A 16,293-nucleotide genomic window follows, 5' to 3' on the forward strand; every position below is an offset into this window, starting at 1 on the left:
GTGCCACACCTTCGCCGAGCTGGCCGGGTTGCCCGAGCTGTTCTGGCGCCGGGGCAACCCGATCTCAACGCGGGTCGAGTACCAGCCGGACTCCGAGCGCCAGCAGCACGCCGCCCGACAGCTTCTCGAGCGCCGGACGGACCCGCGGGCGGCTCAGCCAGCCGCGGATCGTGTGCAGGATCGACACGATGATCAGGTACCAGAAGGTGTCGATGACGACCCAGCCGATGGCGAGGAAGAGCAGAACCCCCTGGCCGGCCTCCCCGGCAGGCACGAACTGCGGTAGGAACGAGATCGCGAACACGCCGAGCTTCGGGTTGGCCAGGTTCACGATCAGCCCGCTGCGGAAGGCGTGGCTGGCGGGCGGCGGCTCGTCGGTCGGCAGGCTCTTGCTGATCAGGGCCCTGACGCCCAGGTAGATCAGGAAGAGGGCGCCGCCGATCCGCAGCGCGTGGTAGGCGATCTCCGACGCCGTGAGCAGGACGGACAGGCCCAGAGCTGCGGCGATGGCCCAGCACGCGACGCCGACCTCCATGCCGAACACCGTCGCCAGCGCGGCTTTTCGCCCGTGCACCGACTGTCGCAGGACCATGGCCGTGCCAGGTCCGGGCGACAGTGCGATGAGGAACGAGGCCGCTACGAAGGCGACGATGTTTTCCAGTGGCATGCCTCGATGGTCGCTGACTCTCGCAAGTTGTTTCTTGACCTGGAGTGCGCTCCAGGATGTTCGCTGACGCCCATGACGGATCTGGGCAAGATGGGTTTCGGCACGTGGGCCATGGGTGGACCGTTCTCGGGCCCGGACGGTGCGCCGGTCGGCTGGGGGCCGGCCGACGACGCCGAGTCGATCAAGGCGTTGCAGCGGGCGGTCGAACTGGGCGTGACGCTGTTCGACACGGCGGACGTCTACGGCTGCGGACACGCCGAAACGGTGGTTGGGCAAGCGTTTGCGTCAATGCGTGACGACGTGCTGATCGCGTCGAAGTGGGGTTGTGGGTTCGACGCCGTCTCTCGGCGGATGACCGGCAACGAAGGATCGGTTTCCTACCTGCGCCGTGCCGTCGAGGGGTCGTTGCGGCGCTTGGGCACTGATCGGATCGACCTGTACCAGCTGCACATCGGCGACCTGCCGCTGGAGGAGGCCGCGCTGCTGCGGGACGAGTGCGAGGCGCTGGTCGCCGCGGGCAAGATCCGCGGGTACGGCTGGAGCACCGACGACGCCGAGCGGGCCCGGTTCTTCGCCGCCGGTGAGCACGGCATCGCAGCTCAGGCGGACATCAACGTGCTGTTCGACAACCCGGAGATGTACGCGGGGGAGTACGCGGTGCTGTGCCGTCGTCCGCTGGCGATGGGGTTGCTGGCGCGGGAGACGTTCTCCTCGTTGCCGGCTGACGACGTGCGCGTCACGAACCCGTCCTGGCTGCGGTTCTTCGTCGACGGGAAGCCGTCGCCGGAGTACTTCCAAGCGCGCGAGGCCGTTCGCGACGTGCTGACGTCAGGCGGACGGACGCTGGTGCAGGGCGCGCTGGCGTGGTTCTGGGCGCGTTCTCCCCGGCTGATCCCGATTCCGGGCGTCCGGACGGTGGCTCAGGTCGAGGAGAACGCGGGCGCGCTGGCGTTCGGTGCCTTGACGGCTGACGAACTGGCGCAGGTGGAGTCGGTGCTCCGCCCCTAGTCCTCGTCTTCGTCCACGAAGTTCTCGGGGTCGGCCGGGTCCCACGACAGGCCCGGCTGACCCCATTCGTTGTCGCGGAGCATCCGCTTGGATTCCTTCTTGTACCGGCCGATGAGCCGGTCGATGTACAGATAGCCGTTGAGGTGGTCGGTCTCGTGCTGCAGGCAGCGCGCGAAGAACCCGGTGCCCTCGACCTCGATCTGCTTCCCGTCGACGTCCTGCCCGGTCACCTTCGCCCATTGGGCGCGTCCGGTCGGGTACGCCTCACCGGGCACGGACAGGCAGCCCTCGAAGTCGTCGTCCGGATCCGGCATGGTCTCCGGGATCTCGGACGTCTCGAGCACGGGGTTGCAGATGACACCGCGGTGCTGAACGCCCTCGTCGTCCGGGCAGTCGTACACGAAAACCCGCAGGTCGATCCCGATCTGGTTGGCCGCGAGCCCAACTCCGCGAGCAGCTGCCATCGTCTCGAACATGTCGTCGACGAGCGTCTTCAGCTCGGTGTCGAACTCGGTGACCTCGCGCGTCGGGTGGTGGAGCACGGGGTCGCCAACGATGCAGATGCGGTGCACGGCCATGGTCAGACCTTAAGCCGTCCAAAACTGTCGGTGTCGCGCGGTAGGTTGGAACGATCACGTGATTGAATTGCCCGCACCTGAGATGGTGTGGCGACCGTGGGGAGCCAGATGGATCACGCCGAGACGCTCACTGCCGCTGACGGGCTGACCAGCCGCGAACGCACGATGCTCGCGTTCGAGCGTCAGTGGTGGAAGTACTCGGGATCCAAGGAACAGGCCATCAGGGAACTGTTCGACATGTCGGCCACCCGCTACTACCAGCTGCTCAACGGCCTGATCGAGTCCGAAGCCGCACTGGCTGCCGACCCGATGCTGGTCAAGCGGCTGCGCGGCGTGCGGACCGGCCGCCAGAGGGTTCGCGCACGCGCCAGGAGCACCGAGGACTGATGACCTCCCCCGAGTCCGCCAGCCCGTCCCGTCCGGCCAAGGCCGCCGGCTTCGCCCTGCTGGGTGTCGCCGCGGTGGCCCTGATCATCGGCGTCGTCAGCCTCTTCGGTGGTGGATCTGACGCGCCGCCTGTTGCCGAGGGGAGCTCTACTACTCCGCCTCCGGCGCAGACCACGTCCGAGTCGCCGACTTCGGCTTCGTCGGCCCCTCCTGCTGCGACTACGACTACCACTGCTCCGCCTGCGGCGTCGTCTTCTGCTGTGGTGCCGCCTCCGCCTGTTACGCAGCCCGGTACTGCGAAGGTGCCGGTTCGGGTTTACAACAACTCGACCATCAGCGGGTTGGCGGTCAAGGCTGCTGACGAGGTTCGGGCCAACGGGTGGACTGTCGAGGGGACTGGGAACTACTCGCAGGGGACTATTCCCACCACCACTGTGTATTTCCGGCCTGGGACTGAGGAAGAGGCTTCGGCCAAGGAGCTGGCTGGGGTTTTGCGGGCTCGGGTTGAGCCTCGGTTCGACGGGATCCAGTCTTCTGCGCCTGGGTTGATTTTGATTGTCACCAACGACTTTCAGGGTGCTTCCAAGAACAAGTAGCGTGCTATTCGTTGTCACCGCGCAGCGAATGGACCATGCTCTGCAGGATCCGGAACGCGGCTGACTGGTCGGTCTCGGTCAGGCTGGCCAGCATTCTGGCCTCGACGGACCGGACGGCTGCGCTCGCCTTCTCCAGGCTTCGCCTGCCGCGAGCCGTGAGCCGCGTCGGAAGCACCTTCCCGACGGCCGCCTCCGCCGGCCTCGTCACGTAGCCGTCTCGTTCCAGGGCCTGGAGCAGCACGTTCATCGTCTGCCGTGTCACGAACGCCCCCCGCGCGAGCTCGGAGTTCGACAAGCCCGGTCGTTGCGCCAGCAGTTCGAGGCAGGCGTAGTGCGTCACGCTCATCCCGAGCGGTCGCAGCACTTCCTCCATGGCCGCGCGGAGGGCACTGGACGCTTCCTTGAGCAGATAGCCCAGTGACGTCTCCAGGTCGACCCCTTCTTGACTCATGTCAGTATCCTGACATAGGTTCGTGCGTGTCAGAAAACTGACACGATGAGAAGGAGTGTCGTCCATGCCCGCCACCGGCCCCGACTTCATCTCGCTGCAAGTGCGCGACCTCGACACTTCGCAGGCGTTCTACGAGCAGTACCTGGGCCTCGTCCGCTCGTCGGCCGGACCTCCGCACGCCGTCGTGTTCGAGACGAAGCCGATCGCGTTCGCACTCCGCGACGTCATTCCCGGCACCGACCTCGCATCCGTCGCTCAGCCCGGCATCGGTGCCGCGATCTGGCTCCACGCCACCGACGTCCAGGCCATCCACGACGCGCTCGTCGCCGGCGATCACACGATCGTCTCCGCGCCGATCGACGGCCCTTTCGGCCGGACCTTCACCTTCGCCGACCCCGACGGCTACCAGGTCACGCTGCACGACCGCGCTTGATCATCAGCGGTCGGCTGCGTAGAGCACCAGCGATGCCAGCTGTGCCGGGTCCAGGGACGGGCGGACCACCTCGCGCGCCTTGGCCAGGTGTGCCCGCGTGACCTCGGCCGCGTCCAGCGACTCCCGCATCGCGGTCAGCGCTGCCTCCCGCACCAGTGCCGCGCAGTCCGCCGCCGAGTACATCTCCAGCTCACGCGCCAGCGCGGCCAGGTCGACGTCTGCGGCCAGTGGCGTGTTGCGCGAAGCCGACTTCAGGATCTCGGTGCGTGCGTCGGCGTCCGGTGGTGGCACGTAGACGAGGCGCTCCAGCCGTCCCGGCCGCAGCAGTGCGGGGTCGATCAGCTCCGGGCGGTTGGTCGCGGCGATCACCACGACGTCTCGCAGGGGTTCGACGCCGTCCAGTTCGGTGAGCAGTGCTGCCACCACGCGGTCCGCGACACCGGCGTCCGACGACTGGCCTCGCCGGGGTGCCAGGGCGTCGACCTCGTCGAGGAACACCAGGGCTGGGGCGGCGTCGGCGGCACGGCGGAACAGTTCGCGGACTGCGCGTTCTGATTCGCCCACGAACTTGTCCATCAGTTCGGCGCCCTTGACGGTCAGGACGTTCAGCTGGCCCGAGCCTGCCAGGGCGCGGACCAGGAAGGTCTTGCCGCAGCCGGGTGGGCCGTAGAGCAGGACGCCGCGCGGCGGTTCCACGCCCAGGCGGGCGAAGGAGTCCGGGTAGCGCAGCGGCCACAGTGCGGCTTCGGTCAGGGCCTGCTTGACCTCGGTCATGTCGCCCACGTCGGCGAAAGTCAAGCCGCCGGTCTGCACTGTGTCGGAGGCGGACATGGAGATCGGGCGGACGGTGTTCAGGGCGCCGAGCAGATCTTCTTGGCCGACGCGGGGTTCTGCCACTTCGCGTTGGCGCAGGGCGGCCCGGACGGCGGCTTCGCGGCGCAGTGCGCAGAGGTCGGCCGCCACGAAGCCCGGCGTGCGGGCGGCCACTTCGCCGAAGTCCACATCGGACTCCAGTGGGACGTCGCGCAGCAGGACGCGCAACAGTTCTGTGCGTCCAGCGGCGTCGGGGAGCGGGAGGGTCAGTTCGCGGTCGACCAGGTCGGGGGCGCGCAGGCGGGCGTCCACGGACTCGGCGCGGGCTGAGGTGACCACCAGCGCGAGGTTGGGGCGGGACACGGCCGTGCGGAGGATGTCCAGCACGACGGTGGCCACGGGTGGCGGCGCGGTGGGCAGCAGGGCGTCGATGTCGGTGAGCAGCAGAACGGTGGGTTCTGAAGGGACGCTGGCGATCGCGTCGCCCAGCTGCTTGGCCATCGCGCCCGGTTCGAGCACGGAGATGCTCGGCGCGGCCAGTTCGACGATCGAGGCGTCCACCGAACGTGCCACGGCGCGGACCAGGGTGGCCTTGCCCACGCCTTCCGGGCCGCTGACCATCGCGGCCAGCCTGGCCGTGGCGCCGAGCTTGGTCAGGAGCTCCGGCTGGCGGAACATCAGGTCCAGCCACTCGGTCAGGCGGCGGGCTTGCTCTTTCTGGCCCACGAGGTCCGTCAGCGGCAGGGCGTCGTGCTTTTCCTGCACCACAACGGGAGTCACCTCGGCGGCAGGTGCCGAGGCCGAGCGCCAGCCGACAACGCTGGACGGTTGGACGGCCACCGGGCCCGCCGGGTCGGTGGACGTGATGGTGATCAGCTCGTTGGTCCACGTCATGCCGATGGCGTTGGACAGCCTGCGCCGGGTCTCGGAGACGTTGGCGCCGGGCGGCGGGGCGAGGTCCTGGGGGAGCAGCGAAACGCTGTCGCCGACGGTCAACACCTTGCCGGTCAACGCCATGCGGACGTGGTCGGGCGTCAAAGCGGTGGTGGCCAGGCGCGAACCCGCGACGGTGATCGAGCGGGCGCCCGCCACCTGGACCGGGGCCACGACGATCTCGGAACCCTCGACCACGCCGAGGTTCGTCAACGTGACGTCGTCGACGAGCACGATGCCCGGTGGGTGTTCGCCGGCGGCGGCCAGCGCGGCGCTCACGCGGGCGCCGGTGAGCTTCACGGCGTCCCAGGCGCGCAGGCCCAGGGCGTCGAGCACCTCCGGGTGGAGGCGGACGACGCCGCGGCGGGTGTCCAGTGCGGACGGGGACAGGCGAGCCGTCAGCGTGATCACGACGACGACTCTAGTGCGGCGGTTGCGCCGGGGTCCGGCGCAACCGGCCGATCAGGACTTACTTGTGGTGGCGGCGAAGGCCGAGCTGACGCCAGGAACGGCGCCGACCGGCACCGGCCGCCGCGCCTTCCGCGGCAGCGGCGGCGGAGGCGTCACGCCGAGGCCGACGCACGGCGCGCATTGCCGCACCGGCAACCCGTCCGTGCAGCGGTTGGCGCAGGCCGAGCCGGCGAGCGGCCACGCCGTGCGCGCGCTTGATCGCACGACGCTCGACGCCCGTGACGGTCCAGGCCTCCGGGTGCTTCGACAGCCACATGTACCGGCGCACCGAATAGGGCAGGTGCGCCAGGTAGACGACCATCGCGATGATCAGCGCCACCAACGGGTACGTGATGATCGCGGCGGCCAGCAGGCCGATCAGGACCAGCAGCGGTGCGACCGCGCGCGGCGGCACCTTCACCGTCTTCACGGACAGCGTCGGGATGCGGGAGACCAGCAGCATCGCGACCACGACGGTCCAGATGCCGACGACGATCGGGTCGTTCCACCAGCCCTTGGTGCGCACCTGCTCTTCGATGATCAAGGGCAGGAGCAGCAGCAGGCCGCCTGCTGGAGCCGGGACGCCTACGAAGAACTCCTTCGCGAACGGCGGTTGTTCCTTCTCCAGCAACGTGTTGAAGCGGGCCAGGCGGACCACCATGCAGACCGCGAAGATCAGCGCGATGACCCAGCCGGCGCGGCTGCCCTCGAACTTCCACAAATAAATGGCGAGAGCAGGCGCGACGCCGAACGAGATCGCGTCGGCCAGCGAGTCGAGCTCGGCGCCCATCTTCGACGTCGCGTCCAGCAGGCGCGCGATGCGGCCGTCCAGACCGTCGAGGACGGCCGCGGCGGCGATGGAGGCGATGGCCGCGCCCCACATGCCGGTGTTCGCGAAGTGCACGGCGGACAGGCCCGCCGACATCGCGAGGACCGTGATGGCGTTCGGCAGGAGGCGAACGCCGGGCCCGCTGGGCGCCATCAGGCCTCCGGGAGCTCAGCGAGGACGGTCTCCCCGCCGATGGTGCGCTGGCCGGCCTCGACCAGGACGCGGCTGCCGCGCGGCACGTAGAGGTCCACGCGCGAGCCGAAGCGGATCAGGCCGTAGGTCTGGCCGGCGGTGACCTTCTCGCCCTCGGCGACCTCGCACACGATGCGGCGCGCGACCAGGCCGGCGATCTGCACGACGACGAGGTCGTGGCCGTTGACCGTGCGCAGCCAGACGGTGTTGCGCTCGTTCTCCTCGGAGGCCTTGTCGAGGTCGGCCGAGAGGAACTTGCCGGGGTGGTACGAGACCTGCACGACCTCGCCGTCCGCGGGCACGCGCTGCACGTGCACGTCGAAGACCGAGAGGAACACGCTGATGCGGGTCATCGGCTCCGAGCCGAGGCCGAGCTCGGCGGGCGCGACGGCGTCGACCACGTGCGAGACGGTGCCGTCGGCCGGGGCGACCGCGATGTTCGGGCGGGTCGGCGTCACGCGCTTCGGCTCGCGGAAGAACCACGCCACCCACGCCGTGACCAGGCCGAGGACGACGCCCAGCCGCTTGAAGCGCAGCCGGACGAGGAGGGTCGCGATCGCCGCGCCGGCGACGAACGGACGGCCCGCCGGGTGCATCGGCGGCACCATGCCGCGGGCGAGTTCGAGGAAGTGGGAGACGGGCTTCTCGCTGCTCATCGTGTCTGGGGGTCCGTAGCTTCCGTGAGTTGTCGGGCGCCATCACGCTACGCCAACACGCCAAACCGCCCAGAGGGACTGCCACGAATGCAAGTGGCCGGTCGGCTCGTGCATCCCCCGACGAATGCACGTGCCGGCCGGCACCTGTCAGCCAGTGTAATCCCCGTCACATGGGGTGAACAGCGTCGGTCGGTGAGCGTTCCGTCACAGTCCGTCGACGCCGATGGCCTGCAACTGACGGCGCACTTCAGGCGTCCGGTTAGCGTCACGGACGGCGGGTGCGACGAGATCGTCCGGATAGACCGCAGCTCCGTCCGGCAGTCGGAGCACGAAGATTCCGCCCCAGTTGATTTCCAGCGTGGCGCGGTTAGCGGTGACGAGCTGGTCAGCGACCGCGCAGGCGAGGAGTTCCGTCACGGTTTCGACAGCCGCCTCGTGCACCTCCGCCGTGGACAGCGAGGCGTCCACCGGCCGGCCCGTCAGCTGGTGCAGCTCACCGCGTTCCAGCGCCGCCAGCACGGCGGCCAGCGAGTCGCCGATCTTGCTCACCCTGCCAGCGTGCCGCAGCGCGTCGGCGTAGCGGCGGACGAGCACCGGGCCGGCCAGCGCGGCGAGCTCCTCCCAGGTGATCGGCGGCCCCTGCACCTGCACCAGCGCCGCGATCTCCGCAGGAGGAGTGCCGTCCAGCAACGACCACGCCGGTCGTTCGTCGAAGGCCTCGACGACACCTCCCGACAGCTGCGACAGGGACGTGATGGCGGCGACCCGTTCGCGGATCGGCGGGTGGCTGTCGAACACCGACGTGGGCTCCTGCGCGGCCAGCAACGGCTCCAGCTCGCGCAGCTGGTGCACGCGCCGCGGGTGGTCGAGGTAGGCGCGGAAGCCCTCCAGCAACGGCGGGGTGCGCCCGGCGAGCGTGGCCAGCGAGACGTACCAGCGCAGGTAGTCGTTCCACGCCGCGCCGAGCGGGCCGCCGCGCAGCAACGACCGCTTCGACGCCTCCTGCCCGGCCGCGGCCACCGACACCTCGTCGGCGAACCGCTCGTGCTTGCGGCTCTCCGAAGCGGCGACCAGCGCGTACAGCCGTGCCCAGCCGTAGAGGACCGCGGACAGGTAGCCGCCCTGCTGGATCACCATCCCGAGGGCGAGCTTCGCGCGGAACGTGACCGTGGAGACCTGCGTGTGCCCGCCGCCGTAGTGGCCGAGCTCGTGCGCGAGCACCGACCGCAGCTCGCCGATCGTCATGCCGGCCACCCACGGCAGGCCCAGCTCCAGGTAGCGCACGCCGTAGCGCTCCCACACGCCCGCGTTGGCCTCGTTGACGAGCCGGATGTCGTCGGGGCTGCGCGTACCCGCGATCCGCGCCAGCTCGTCGACGTGCCGCCAGAGCTCCGGGTGCGTCTCGCGGGTCATCGAGACGCCGGTCGGCCGCGGCCTGGCCCACAGCGCCCGCAGCATCGCGTACAACGACGGCCCGCCGACGACGATCGTCAGCGCGCCGAGCCACGCCGCGTTCCCGACGTCGCCTTGCTCGTACACGAACAGCGCCATCCCGCCGAGGAACACCGTCGCGCCGATCGCGAGCACGAAGAACCCGGCGAGCATCACCAGCGCCAGTACCGCTCTCATCCCCCAGCACGCCCTTCTACTGCAGGTATCTGACGACGACCTCGGCGCCGGCCGCCAGTTCCGTGACGTCTTCCGGCACCTCGATCAGGCAGTTCGACAGCGCGAGCGCCGACAGCAGGTGCGAGCCAGGGCCCCCGACCGGCGTCACGACCTGACCCGACGACGGGTCGTACAGGCCGCGCCGGAACTGCGTCTTACCAGCTGGAGACGTCAGCGGGCTCGACACGGTTGCCCGCGCAGTGGGCCGTTCGACCTGTGTGTGCCCCATCGACGCGAGCAGCGCGGGCCGCACGAAGACCTCGAACGACACCTGCGCGCTCACCGGGTTGCCCGGCAGCGTCAGCACCGGCAGACCCTCGTAGGTGCCCGCGCCCTGCGGCCCACCCGGCTGCATCGCGACCTTCGTGAACCGCACGTCGTGGCTCGCCAGGGCGTCCTTGACCACCTCGTACGCACCCGCGCTGACCCCGCCGGAGGTCACGATCACGTCCACCGAGCCGAGGTACGGCGCCAGCGCGCGGTGGAACTCCGCCACGTCGTCCGGCACGAACCGCAGCTGCACGGCGATGCCTCCCGCGTCCCGCACGGAGCTGGCGAGCATCGTCCCGTTCGACTCGTAGATCTGGCCCGGCTGCAGCGGCTGGCCGGGTTCGACCAGCTCGGTGCCGGTGGACAGGACCAGCACGCGCGGACGGCGGCGCACCGGCAGCTGGGGCAGGCCGAGCGCGGACGCGAGACCGAGCTGGGCAGGGCGCAGCACGGTGCCCGCGAGCAGCACCGGGTCGCCCTTCTGCACGTCGTCGCCCGCGGTCCGGATGTTCGCGCCGGCCGCGACGGCCTGATTGATCGTCACGGTCTCCGTGCCGCCGTCGGTCCACTCGACCTGGACCACCGCGTCCGCTCCCGGCGGCACCGGGGCGCCGGTCATGATCCGCTGCACGGTGCCGGGTGCCAACGGGTTCAGGTCCGTGCGACCTGCCGGGATGTCGTCGGCGACCGGGAGCCGGACGGGGAGTTCGGCGAGGTCGGCGGCGCGGACGGCGTACCCGTCCATCGCGGAGTTGTCGAACGGGGGCAGGGAGACCGCGGCGATGACGTCGGCGGCGAGCACCAGCCCGAGGCATTCGTCGAGCGGGAGCTGCAGCACGGGCATCAACCCGACGAGCTCCGCGACGCGGTTGCGGTGTTCGGCGACAGTGGTGGGGGACACGACTGCATACTGCCAAGACGCGGTGATCGTGACGATCGCTTGGCGCAGTTCATCCTCGGAGGTGTTGTTCGTGCAGGTCCGGACCCGGCACACACCGACCTTCGGCGTGGCGAGACTGGTGCTCGCGCCTGGCGAGATGGTGCTGGTCGACCCGCTGACCCTGGTGGCGACGAGCTACGGCCTCTCGGTCGACGTCAAGGGCGTGGAGACCAAGGCCGTGGCGCTCTGCACGGCGGGTGCGGAGGGCGGCTGGGTCGACGCGGCGCCCGTGCTCCCCGGCGACCTGCACCTCGTCGAGCTCGACGGCACGCACGGCTGGTGCGTCTCCCGGCTCGCCTGGATGGCGTCGAGCAGCACGGTGGCGATGAACCCGGAGGCGCCGCCGTTGCAGGCGCTCTTCGGCGGCCTCGAAGGCTTCCTGAACTACGCGCACGGCCAGGGCGGTGTGGTGCTCGCCTGCTGCGGCGCGCTCGACCTCGTGACTTTGGAGGCGGGCGAGGCCGTGACCATCGCGAGCGACCACGTGATGGCGTTCGCGGACACCGTGCAATGCCGTCTTCGTCCGTCGGTACCTGATGCCGTGCAATCCATTCACACAGGTGAGGGTCTGGTGTTCGACTTCGCCGGTCCAGGTGCCGTGCTGACCCAGACGCGCGGACCCCGCCGACTCGCCACCTGGTTGCGCGCCAACGGAGTCAGCGCTCGTTCATGACTCCGTAAGGAGGTATCCGAGTGACTTTTTCTCTTTTAGCGTTGCGTTCTGCTCTTGCGTGATCTGAAGGAGGACGCCTTGGCTCTCGGTACCGTCAAGTGGTTCAACTCCGAAAAGGGATACGGCTTCATCGCAACCGACGGCGGGCCCGACGTGTTCGTGCACTACTCGGCGATCCAGATGGAAGGCTTCCGGACTCTCTCCGAGGGCGACCGGGTGGAGTTCGAGGTGCAGGCCGGACGGGACGGACGCAGCCAGGCATCGGACGTGCGCCGCGCCGGCTGAGCCCTCTGAGGACGACCTGATCACAGCTTTGGCCAACCCGGAGCACGCTGATCCGGGCGCGCGTTAGGCTGCCTCGCGTGTCTGAGGACCTGAGCGGACGGCGGATCGCGCACTACCGGATCGACGGTGTGCTCGGCCGCGGTGGCATGAGCGTGACCTACAAGGCCACCGACGTGAGACTTGGCCGAAAGGTCGCGCTCAAGGTCATCGGTGAGCACCTCGCGCCCGACGCGGAGTTCCGCGAGCGGTTCGTCGACGAGGCGCGCAACACCTCCGCCATCGACCACGCGAACATCGTGCCGCTGTACGACTTCGACGAGGTCGACGGCCTGCTGTACATCGCGATGCGGCTGGTGGACGGCCAGGACCTCTCCGGCCACGTCAAGGAAGGGCCGCTCACTCCCGAGCGCACGCTGCGGCTGCTCGGCCAGGTCGCCGAAGCGCTCGACATGCTGCACGGCAAGGGCCTCGTGCACCTCGACGTGAAGCCGGCCAACGTCCTGGTGACCACCAAGGAAGGCGTGCGCGAGCACGTCTACGTCGCCGACTTCGGCCTGACGCGGCGCGGCGCCACCGGCCACCGCACTCGAACGGGTGATTTCCTCGGCTCGCCGACCTACGCGGCGCCGGAACACCTGCGCGGCGAGCCCGTCGACGGCCGCACCGACCAGTACGCGCTCGCGTGCATGCTCTTCGCCTGTCTGTCCGGCCGTCCGCCGTTCCAGGGCGGCGTGCAGGAGGTCATCCAGGGCCACCTCGGCCAGGTCGTGCCCGCGCTGTCGCAGCTCGTGGGGCTGCCGCCGGCGATCGACGAGGTGATCCGCAAGGGCACCGCCAAGGACCCGGCGCAGCGGTTCGCGAACTGCGCCGAGCTGATCGCCGCGGCGCGCGTCGCTCTCGCCGGGGTCGCGTCGATCTCGGTTTCCGCTCAGACCGGACCCGCGTCCGGCTCGATCCCCGTGCAGTCGCCGGTGTCCGGCCCCACGCCCGTGCAGCAGGGGGCGTACCCCGGCGGCTACCAGCAGCCGCTCGCCGACCCGGTCCGGTTGCGCCCGCCGAACCAGGTGGGCGTGAGCGCCTTCACGTCGTCGAAGAAGGAGCGCCCGGCGTGGTTCGCGCCGGTCATCGCGGCCGCGGCGGCGATCGTGGTGATCATCATCGTGGTGATCATCCTGTCGCCCGGTGACGAGCCCGCGCGGCAGCCCAAGACGAACTCCTCGCCGACGCTGCAGCTCGACGACCAGTCGACCTCGAAGAAGCCACTGCCCACCTCTGTGCCGGTGCGCACCTCGCGCTGAGGGTTCGCCCCGGGTTCGCTTGCACTCGCCGTGCCCGAGTGCTAAACACGAACTAGCACTCGGCACAGTCGAGTGCCAAAGCAGTGAGGCTGGGAAGGTGAGGCCCCCTCGGGGGTCGTCCGTCGCGGGCACCGAACCTGGCCACTGCACCGTGTTCCGCTGTGGGCTTTGCCGGCCCGCAGTGGCCCAGAATCCACAAAGGCGGAGGAACACACCGCAATGGCCAAGATGATTGCGTTCGACGAGGACGCCCGCCGCGGTCTCGAGCGGGGTATGAACACCCTCGCTGACGCCGTCAAGGTGACGCTCGGCCCCAAGGGCCGCAACGTCGTGCTCGAGAAGAAGTGGGGTGCGCCGACGATCACGAACGACGGCGTCTCCATCGCGAAGGAGATCGAGCTCGAGGACCCGTGGGAGAAGATCGGGGCCGAGCTCGTCAAGGAAGTCGCGAAGAAGACCGACGACGTTGCCGGTGACGGCACCACCACCGCGACCGTGCTCGCCCAGGCGCTGGTCCGCGAGGGCCTGCGCAACGTGGCCGCCGGCGCCAACCCGCTGGGCCTCAAGCGCGGCATCGAGCAGGCCGTCGAGGCCGTCGCCGAGCAGCTGCTGAAGGCCGCCAAGGAGATCGAGACGAAGGAGCAGATCGCTGCTACCGCGTCCATCTCCGCCGCTGACCCCACGATCGGCGAGCTCATCGCCGAGGCGATGGACAAGGTCGGCAAGGAAGGCGTCATCACCGTCGAGGAGAGCAACACCCTCGGTCTCGAGCTCGAGCTCACCGAAGGCATGCGCTTCGACAAGGGCTACATCTCCGGTTACTTCGTGACCGACCCCGAGCGTCAGGAAGCGGTCCTCGAGGACCCGTACATCCTGCTGTTCGGCTCCAAGATCTCCACGGTCAAGGACCTGCTCCCGCTGCTCGAGAAGGTCATGCAGTCCGGCAAGCCGCTGCTGATCATCTCCGAGGACGTCGAGGGCGAGGCCTTGGCCACGCTGGTCGTCAACAAGATCCGCGGCACCTTCAAGTCCGTCGCCGTCAAGGCCCCGGGCTTCGGTGACCGCCGCAAGGCCATCCTCCAGGACATCGCCACCCTCACCGGTGGCCAGGTCATCACCGAGGACGTCGGCCTGAAGCTGGAGAACGCCGACATCTCGCTGCTGGGCAAGGCCCGCAAGGTCGTCGTCACCAAGGACGAGACGACCATCGTCGAGGGCTCGGGCGACGCCGACCAGATCCAGGGTCGCGTCAACCAGATCCGCGCCGAGATCGAGAAGTCGGACTCCGACTACGACCGCGAGAAGCTCCAGGAGCGCCTCGCCAAGCTCGCCGGCGGCGTGGCCGTCATCAAGGCGGGCGCGGCCACCGAGGTCGAGCTCAAGGAGCGCAAGCACCGCATCGAGGACGCCGTCCGCAACGCCAAGGCCGCCGTCGAGGAGGGCATCGTCGCCGGTGGTGGCGTCGCGCTGCTCCAGGCTGCCGAGGCTGCCTTCGCGGGTCTGCGTCTCACGGGCGACGAGGCCACTGGCGCCAACATCGTCAAGGTCGCCGTCGAGGCCCCGCTGAAGCAGATCGCCATCAACGCCGGCCTCGAAGGCGGCGTCGTGGTCGAGCGCGTCAAGTCCCTGCCCGCGGGCGAGGGCCTGGACGCCGCGACCGGCGAGTACAAGGACCTGGTTGCCGCGGGCATCATCGACCCGGCCAAGGTCACGCGTTCCGCGCTGCAGAACGCCGCGTCCATCGCCGCGCTGTTCCTGACGACCGAGGCCGTCGTCGCGGACAAGCCGGAGAAGAACGCCGCTCCGGCCGCGCCAGACGCTGGTGGCATGGACTTCTGAGGTCCAGCTCGAGTTGACTGATCGGCCCGGTTCGCCGTTTTGGCGGGCCGGGCCTTTTGGTGTTCTGGGGCGGGCGGTGGTCACCTTGCACTGGTGCGCGCCGGTTCCAGAGGGGTTGGTCGCCAATGCGGTTTGGTCGCGTTCCAGCGTGGTTGCTCAGGCAGTCGGACGGGCTTTGGTTGCGTCATCGCCGCTTCGCGACGATTGCGATTGGGGCTTGACTTCGGGGCCCTTTCGAGGCGCTTTGTCAGGCGGAAAAGGTCGGATGCTTCGCACCCGCCTGATCCCGAAAAGGGTAGCACCTCGATCCCAAAGTCAAGCCCCAATCGCAAGGGTGCGTGGTCGCGTTGGGTTGTTCGTCTCGCGTCATTACCGGTTTCCCGCGTTCGCAATGCGCAACACGGCTCGGCTTCGCCATCGCCGCTTGCCTTCGGCTTCACGCGATATCTGGGGTGGGGCGGGTTGGTTCACTCGATTGTGCTTGACTTAGCGAGTTATTGTTTTGTGATCTTGCGCTATAGTGGAACACGTGAGCGAAACCCGACTTCTGTCCACCGGCGAGCTGCTTAGCAGTGTTGTCGCGGAGGTGACGGAAATCCGGGTTCGCGAATCTGCGGTGATGCAGAAAATCGCCGAGTTGGATCGGCGCGGGGCCGCATCCGAGCTGGGTTACAAGAATCTGGTTCAGGTGCTGCGGCATGCGGTGCGCTGGGATGCGAACACGGCCAAGAAATGGGTCGTGAACGCTTCGCTGCTGAGTCGGGAGATCACGCCGACCGGCAGCGAACTTGACGCCGAGCTGCCGGTCACGGCCGAGGCGGTGGCCGAGGGTGCGCTGTCGCTGGAGCATGTCGCGGTGGTGGCCCAGGTCATGCAGGACCTGCCCGCCGAGGTCGAGGGCTTGGTCGTGGACTATGCCCGCGACTACGAGCCGATGGCGGTGCGCAAGTTCGGCAAGGACCTGGCCTACGGGCTCTACCAGAACGACCCCGAGCCCCGTGATGCCGAGCCCGCACGGCAGGGCAATGAGCATGTGATGCGGTGGGAGAACGGTCGGCTGGTGATCCGGGCGAAGCTGGACGCGGTGACCGGCGCGAAGTACGAGGCGCTGCTCGATCCGCTGGCCAAGCCCCGCCCGGAAACGCCAGAGGAAGGCCCGGACCTGCGTTCCCGCGCCGAACGCGAAGGCGACGCCCTGGCCGACCTGGTCGACCTGCTGCTGCGCGCCGATCAGTTGCCCGAGCACGGCGGCGAACCGGTCACGCTGACCCTGACGATGCGCTACGACGACCTCGCCAACCAGGTCGGGCAGGCCACCCTGGACAAC

General features: G+C 69.1%; 17 protein-coding genes. 9 read left to right on the forward strand and 8 right to left on the reverse strand.

Going from position 1 to position 16,293, the window contains the following annotated elements; all coding sequences use genetic code 11:
* Positions 1-64: 64 nt before the first annotated feature.
* Positions 65-667, reverse strand: coding sequence for a LysE family translocator (locus DI276_RS08630; protein WP_112262734.1), 603 nt, complete (start codon positions 665-667; stop codon positions 65-67).
* Between the two features lie 72 nt (positions 668-739).
* Here DI276_RS08630 and DI276_RS08635 point away from each other — a divergent pair, with 72 nt between their 5' ends.
* On the forward strand, positions 740-1,675 hold the full coding sequence (locus DI276_RS08635) for an aldo/keto reductase (protein WP_112262735.1): 936 nt from the start codon (positions 740-742) through the stop codon (positions 1,673-1,675).
* On the opposite strand, the gene DI276_RS08640 is transcribed toward DI276_RS08635, so the two are convergent.
* The gene (locus DI276_RS08640; protein WP_112262736.1) at positions 1,672-2,253 is read right to left on the reverse strand and encodes a peptide deformylase; all 582 of its coding nucleotides are present in this window, start codon (positions 2,251-2,253) and stop codon (positions 1,672-1,674) included. The genes DI276_RS08635 and DI276_RS08640 overlap by 4 nt on opposite strands.
* Positions 2,254-2,361: 108 nt before the next feature.
* Here DI276_RS08640 and DI276_RS08645 point away from each other — a divergent pair, with 108 nt between their 5' ends.
* Together DI276_RS08645 and DI276_RS08650 are read left to right on the forward strand one after the other, a co-directional pair.
* A complete protein-coding gene (locus DI276_RS08645; RefSeq protein ID WP_112262776.1) occupies positions 2,362-2,640 on the forward strand; it encodes a DUF3263 domain-containing protein in 279 nt (92 codons plus the stop codon).
* Positions 2,640-3,236, forward strand: coding sequence for a LytR C-terminal domain-containing protein (locus DI276_RS08650; RefSeq protein WP_112262737.1), 597 nt, complete (start codon positions 2,640-2,642; stop codon positions 3,234-3,236). The genes DI276_RS08645 and DI276_RS08650 overlap by 1 nt, the downstream gene beginning before the upstream one ends.
* Before the next feature lie 4 nt (positions 3,237-3,240).
* On the opposite strand, the gene DI276_RS08655 is transcribed toward DI276_RS08650, so the two are convergent.
* Positions 3,241-3,687, reverse strand: a complete 447-nt coding sequence (locus DI276_RS08655; RefSeq protein ID WP_112262738.1) for a MarR family winged helix-turn-helix transcriptional regulator — start codon at positions 3,685-3,687, stop codon at positions 3,241-3,243.
* Between the two features lie 64 nt (positions 3,688-3,751).
* Between DI276_RS08655 and DI276_RS08660 the strand changes: the two genes are divergently transcribed.
* Positions 3,752-4,120, forward strand: coding sequence for a VOC family protein (locus tag DI276_RS08660; RefSeq protein ID WP_112262777.1), 369 nt, complete (start codon positions 3,752-3,754; stop codon positions 4,118-4,120).
* Between the two features lie 3 nt (positions 4,121-4,123).
* On the opposite strand, the gene DI276_RS08665 is transcribed toward DI276_RS08660, so the two are convergent.
* From DI276_RS08665 to moeA, 5 genes are all read right to left on the reverse strand, one after another.
* The gene (locus tag DI276_RS08665) at positions 4,124-6,277 is read right to left on the reverse strand and encodes an AAA family ATPase (protein ID WP_112262739.1); all 2,154 of its coding nucleotides are present in this window, start codon (positions 6,275-6,277) and stop codon (positions 4,124-4,126) included.
* A gap of 58 nt (positions 6,278-6,335) precedes the next feature.
* Complete coding sequence (gene pssA, locus DI276_RS08670; protein ID WP_112262740.1) at positions 6,336-7,298, reverse strand: CDP-diacylglycerol--serine O-phosphatidyltransferase; 963 nt, start codon at positions 7,296-7,298, stop codon at positions 6,336-6,338.
* Positions 7,298-7,993, reverse strand: coding sequence for a phosphatidylserine decarboxylase (locus tag DI276_RS08675; RefSeq protein ID WP_112262741.1), 696 nt, complete (start codon positions 7,991-7,993; stop codon positions 7,298-7,300). The genes pssA and DI276_RS08675 overlap by 1 nt, the downstream gene beginning before the upstream one ends.
* Positions 7,994-8,197: 204 nt before the next feature.
* Positions 8,198-9,622, reverse strand: a complete 1,425-nt coding sequence (locus DI276_RS08680) for a M48 family metallopeptidase (RefSeq protein WP_112262742.1) — start codon at positions 9,620-9,622, stop codon at positions 8,198-8,200.
* Positions 9,623-9,638: 16 nt separating this feature from the next.
* Complete coding sequence (moeA, locus tag DI276_RS08685; RefSeq protein WP_269814242.1) at positions 9,639-10,832, reverse strand: molybdopterin molybdotransferase MoeA; 1,194 nt, start codon at positions 10,830-10,832, stop codon at positions 9,639-9,641.
* A gap of 70 nt (positions 10,833-10,902) precedes the next feature.
* On the opposite strand from moeA, the gene DI276_RS08690 reads away from it, so the two are divergent.
* The 5 genes from DI276_RS08690 to DI276_RS08710 form a co-directional block, all read left to right on the forward strand.
* Positions 10,903-11,544: an AIM24 family protein gene (locus DI276_RS08690; protein ID WP_112262779.1), complete on the forward strand. Its 642-nt coding sequence runs from the start codon at positions 10,903-10,905 to the stop codon at positions 11,542-11,544.
* A 78-nt stretch (positions 11,545-11,622) separates the two neighbouring features.
* Positions 11,623-11,829, forward strand: a complete 207-nt coding sequence (locus tag DI276_RS08695; protein ID WP_030470913.1) for a cold-shock protein — start codon at positions 11,623-11,625, stop codon at positions 11,827-11,829.
* Positions 11,830-11,906: 77 nt separating this feature from the next.
* Positions 11,907-13,127, forward strand: a complete 1,221-nt coding sequence (locus tag DI276_RS08700) for a serine/threonine-protein kinase (RefSeq protein ID WP_112262743.1) — start codon at positions 11,907-11,909, stop codon at positions 13,125-13,127.
* A 219-nt stretch (positions 13,128-13,346) separates the two neighbouring features.
* Positions 13,347-14,966, forward strand: coding sequence for a chaperonin GroEL (gene groL, locus DI276_RS08705; protein WP_112262744.1), 1,620 nt, complete (start codon positions 13,347-13,349; stop codon positions 14,964-14,966).
* A 529-nt stretch (positions 14,967-15,495) separates the two neighbouring features.
* The coding region (locus tag DI276_RS08710; protein WP_198680515.1) for a DUF222 domain-containing protein at positions 15,496-16,293 on the forward strand (798 nt) is incomplete at its 3' end.

The sequence above is a fragment of the Lentzea terrae genome, from assembly GCF_003265345.1.
GTDB classification, from domain to species: Bacteria; Actinomycetota; Actinomycetes; order Mycobacteriales; family Pseudonocardiaceae; genus Lentzea; species Lentzea terrae.

What these genes read in the sequence shown, in the direction of transcription:
- DI276_RS08630 (WP_112262734.1), bottom strand. Translation starts at nt 667, where the DNA reads ATGCCACTGGAAAACATCGTCGCCTTCGTAGCGGCCTCGTTCCTCATC.
- DI276_RS08635 (WP_112262735.1), top strand. Translation starts at nt 740, where the DNA reads ATGACGGATCTGGGCAAGATGGGTTTCGGCACGTGGGCCATGGGTGGA.
- DI276_RS08640 (WP_112262736.1), bottom strand. Translation starts at nt 2,253, where the DNA reads ATGGCCGTGCACCGCATCTGCATCGTTGGCGACCCCGTGCTCCACCAC.
- DI276_RS08645 (WP_112262776.1), top strand. Translation starts at nt 2,362, where the DNA reads ATGGATCACGCCGAGACGCTCACTGCCGCTGACGGGCTGACCAGCCGC.
- DI276_RS08650 (WP_112262737.1), top strand. Translation starts at nt 2,640, where the DNA reads ATGACCTCCCCCGAGTCCGCCAGCCCGTCCCGTCCGGCCAAGGCCGCC.
- DI276_RS08655 (WP_112262738.1), bottom strand. Translation starts at nt 3,687, where the DNA reads ATGAGTCAAGAAGGGGTCGACCTGGAGACGTCACTGGGCTATCTGCTC.
- DI276_RS08660 (WP_112262777.1), top strand. Translation starts at nt 3,752, where the DNA reads ATGCCCGCCACCGGCCCCGACTTCATCTCGCTGCAAGTGCGCGACCTC.
- pssA (WP_112262740.1), bottom strand. Translation starts at nt 7,298, where the DNA reads ATGGCGCCCAGCGGGCCCGGCGTTCGCCTCCTGCCGAACGCCATCACG.
- DI276_RS08675 (WP_112262741.1), bottom strand. Translation starts at nt 7,993, where the DNA reads ATGAGCAGCGAGAAGCCCGTCTCCCACTTCCTCGAACTCGCCCGCGGC.
- DI276_RS08680 (WP_112262742.1), bottom strand. Translation starts at nt 9,622, where the DNA reads ATGAGAGCGGTACTGGCGCTGGTGATGCTCGCCGGGTTCTTCGTGCTC.
- groL (WP_112262744.1), top strand. Translation starts at nt 13,347, where the DNA reads ATGGCCAAGATGATTGCGTTCGACGAGGACGCCCGCCGCGGTCTCGAG.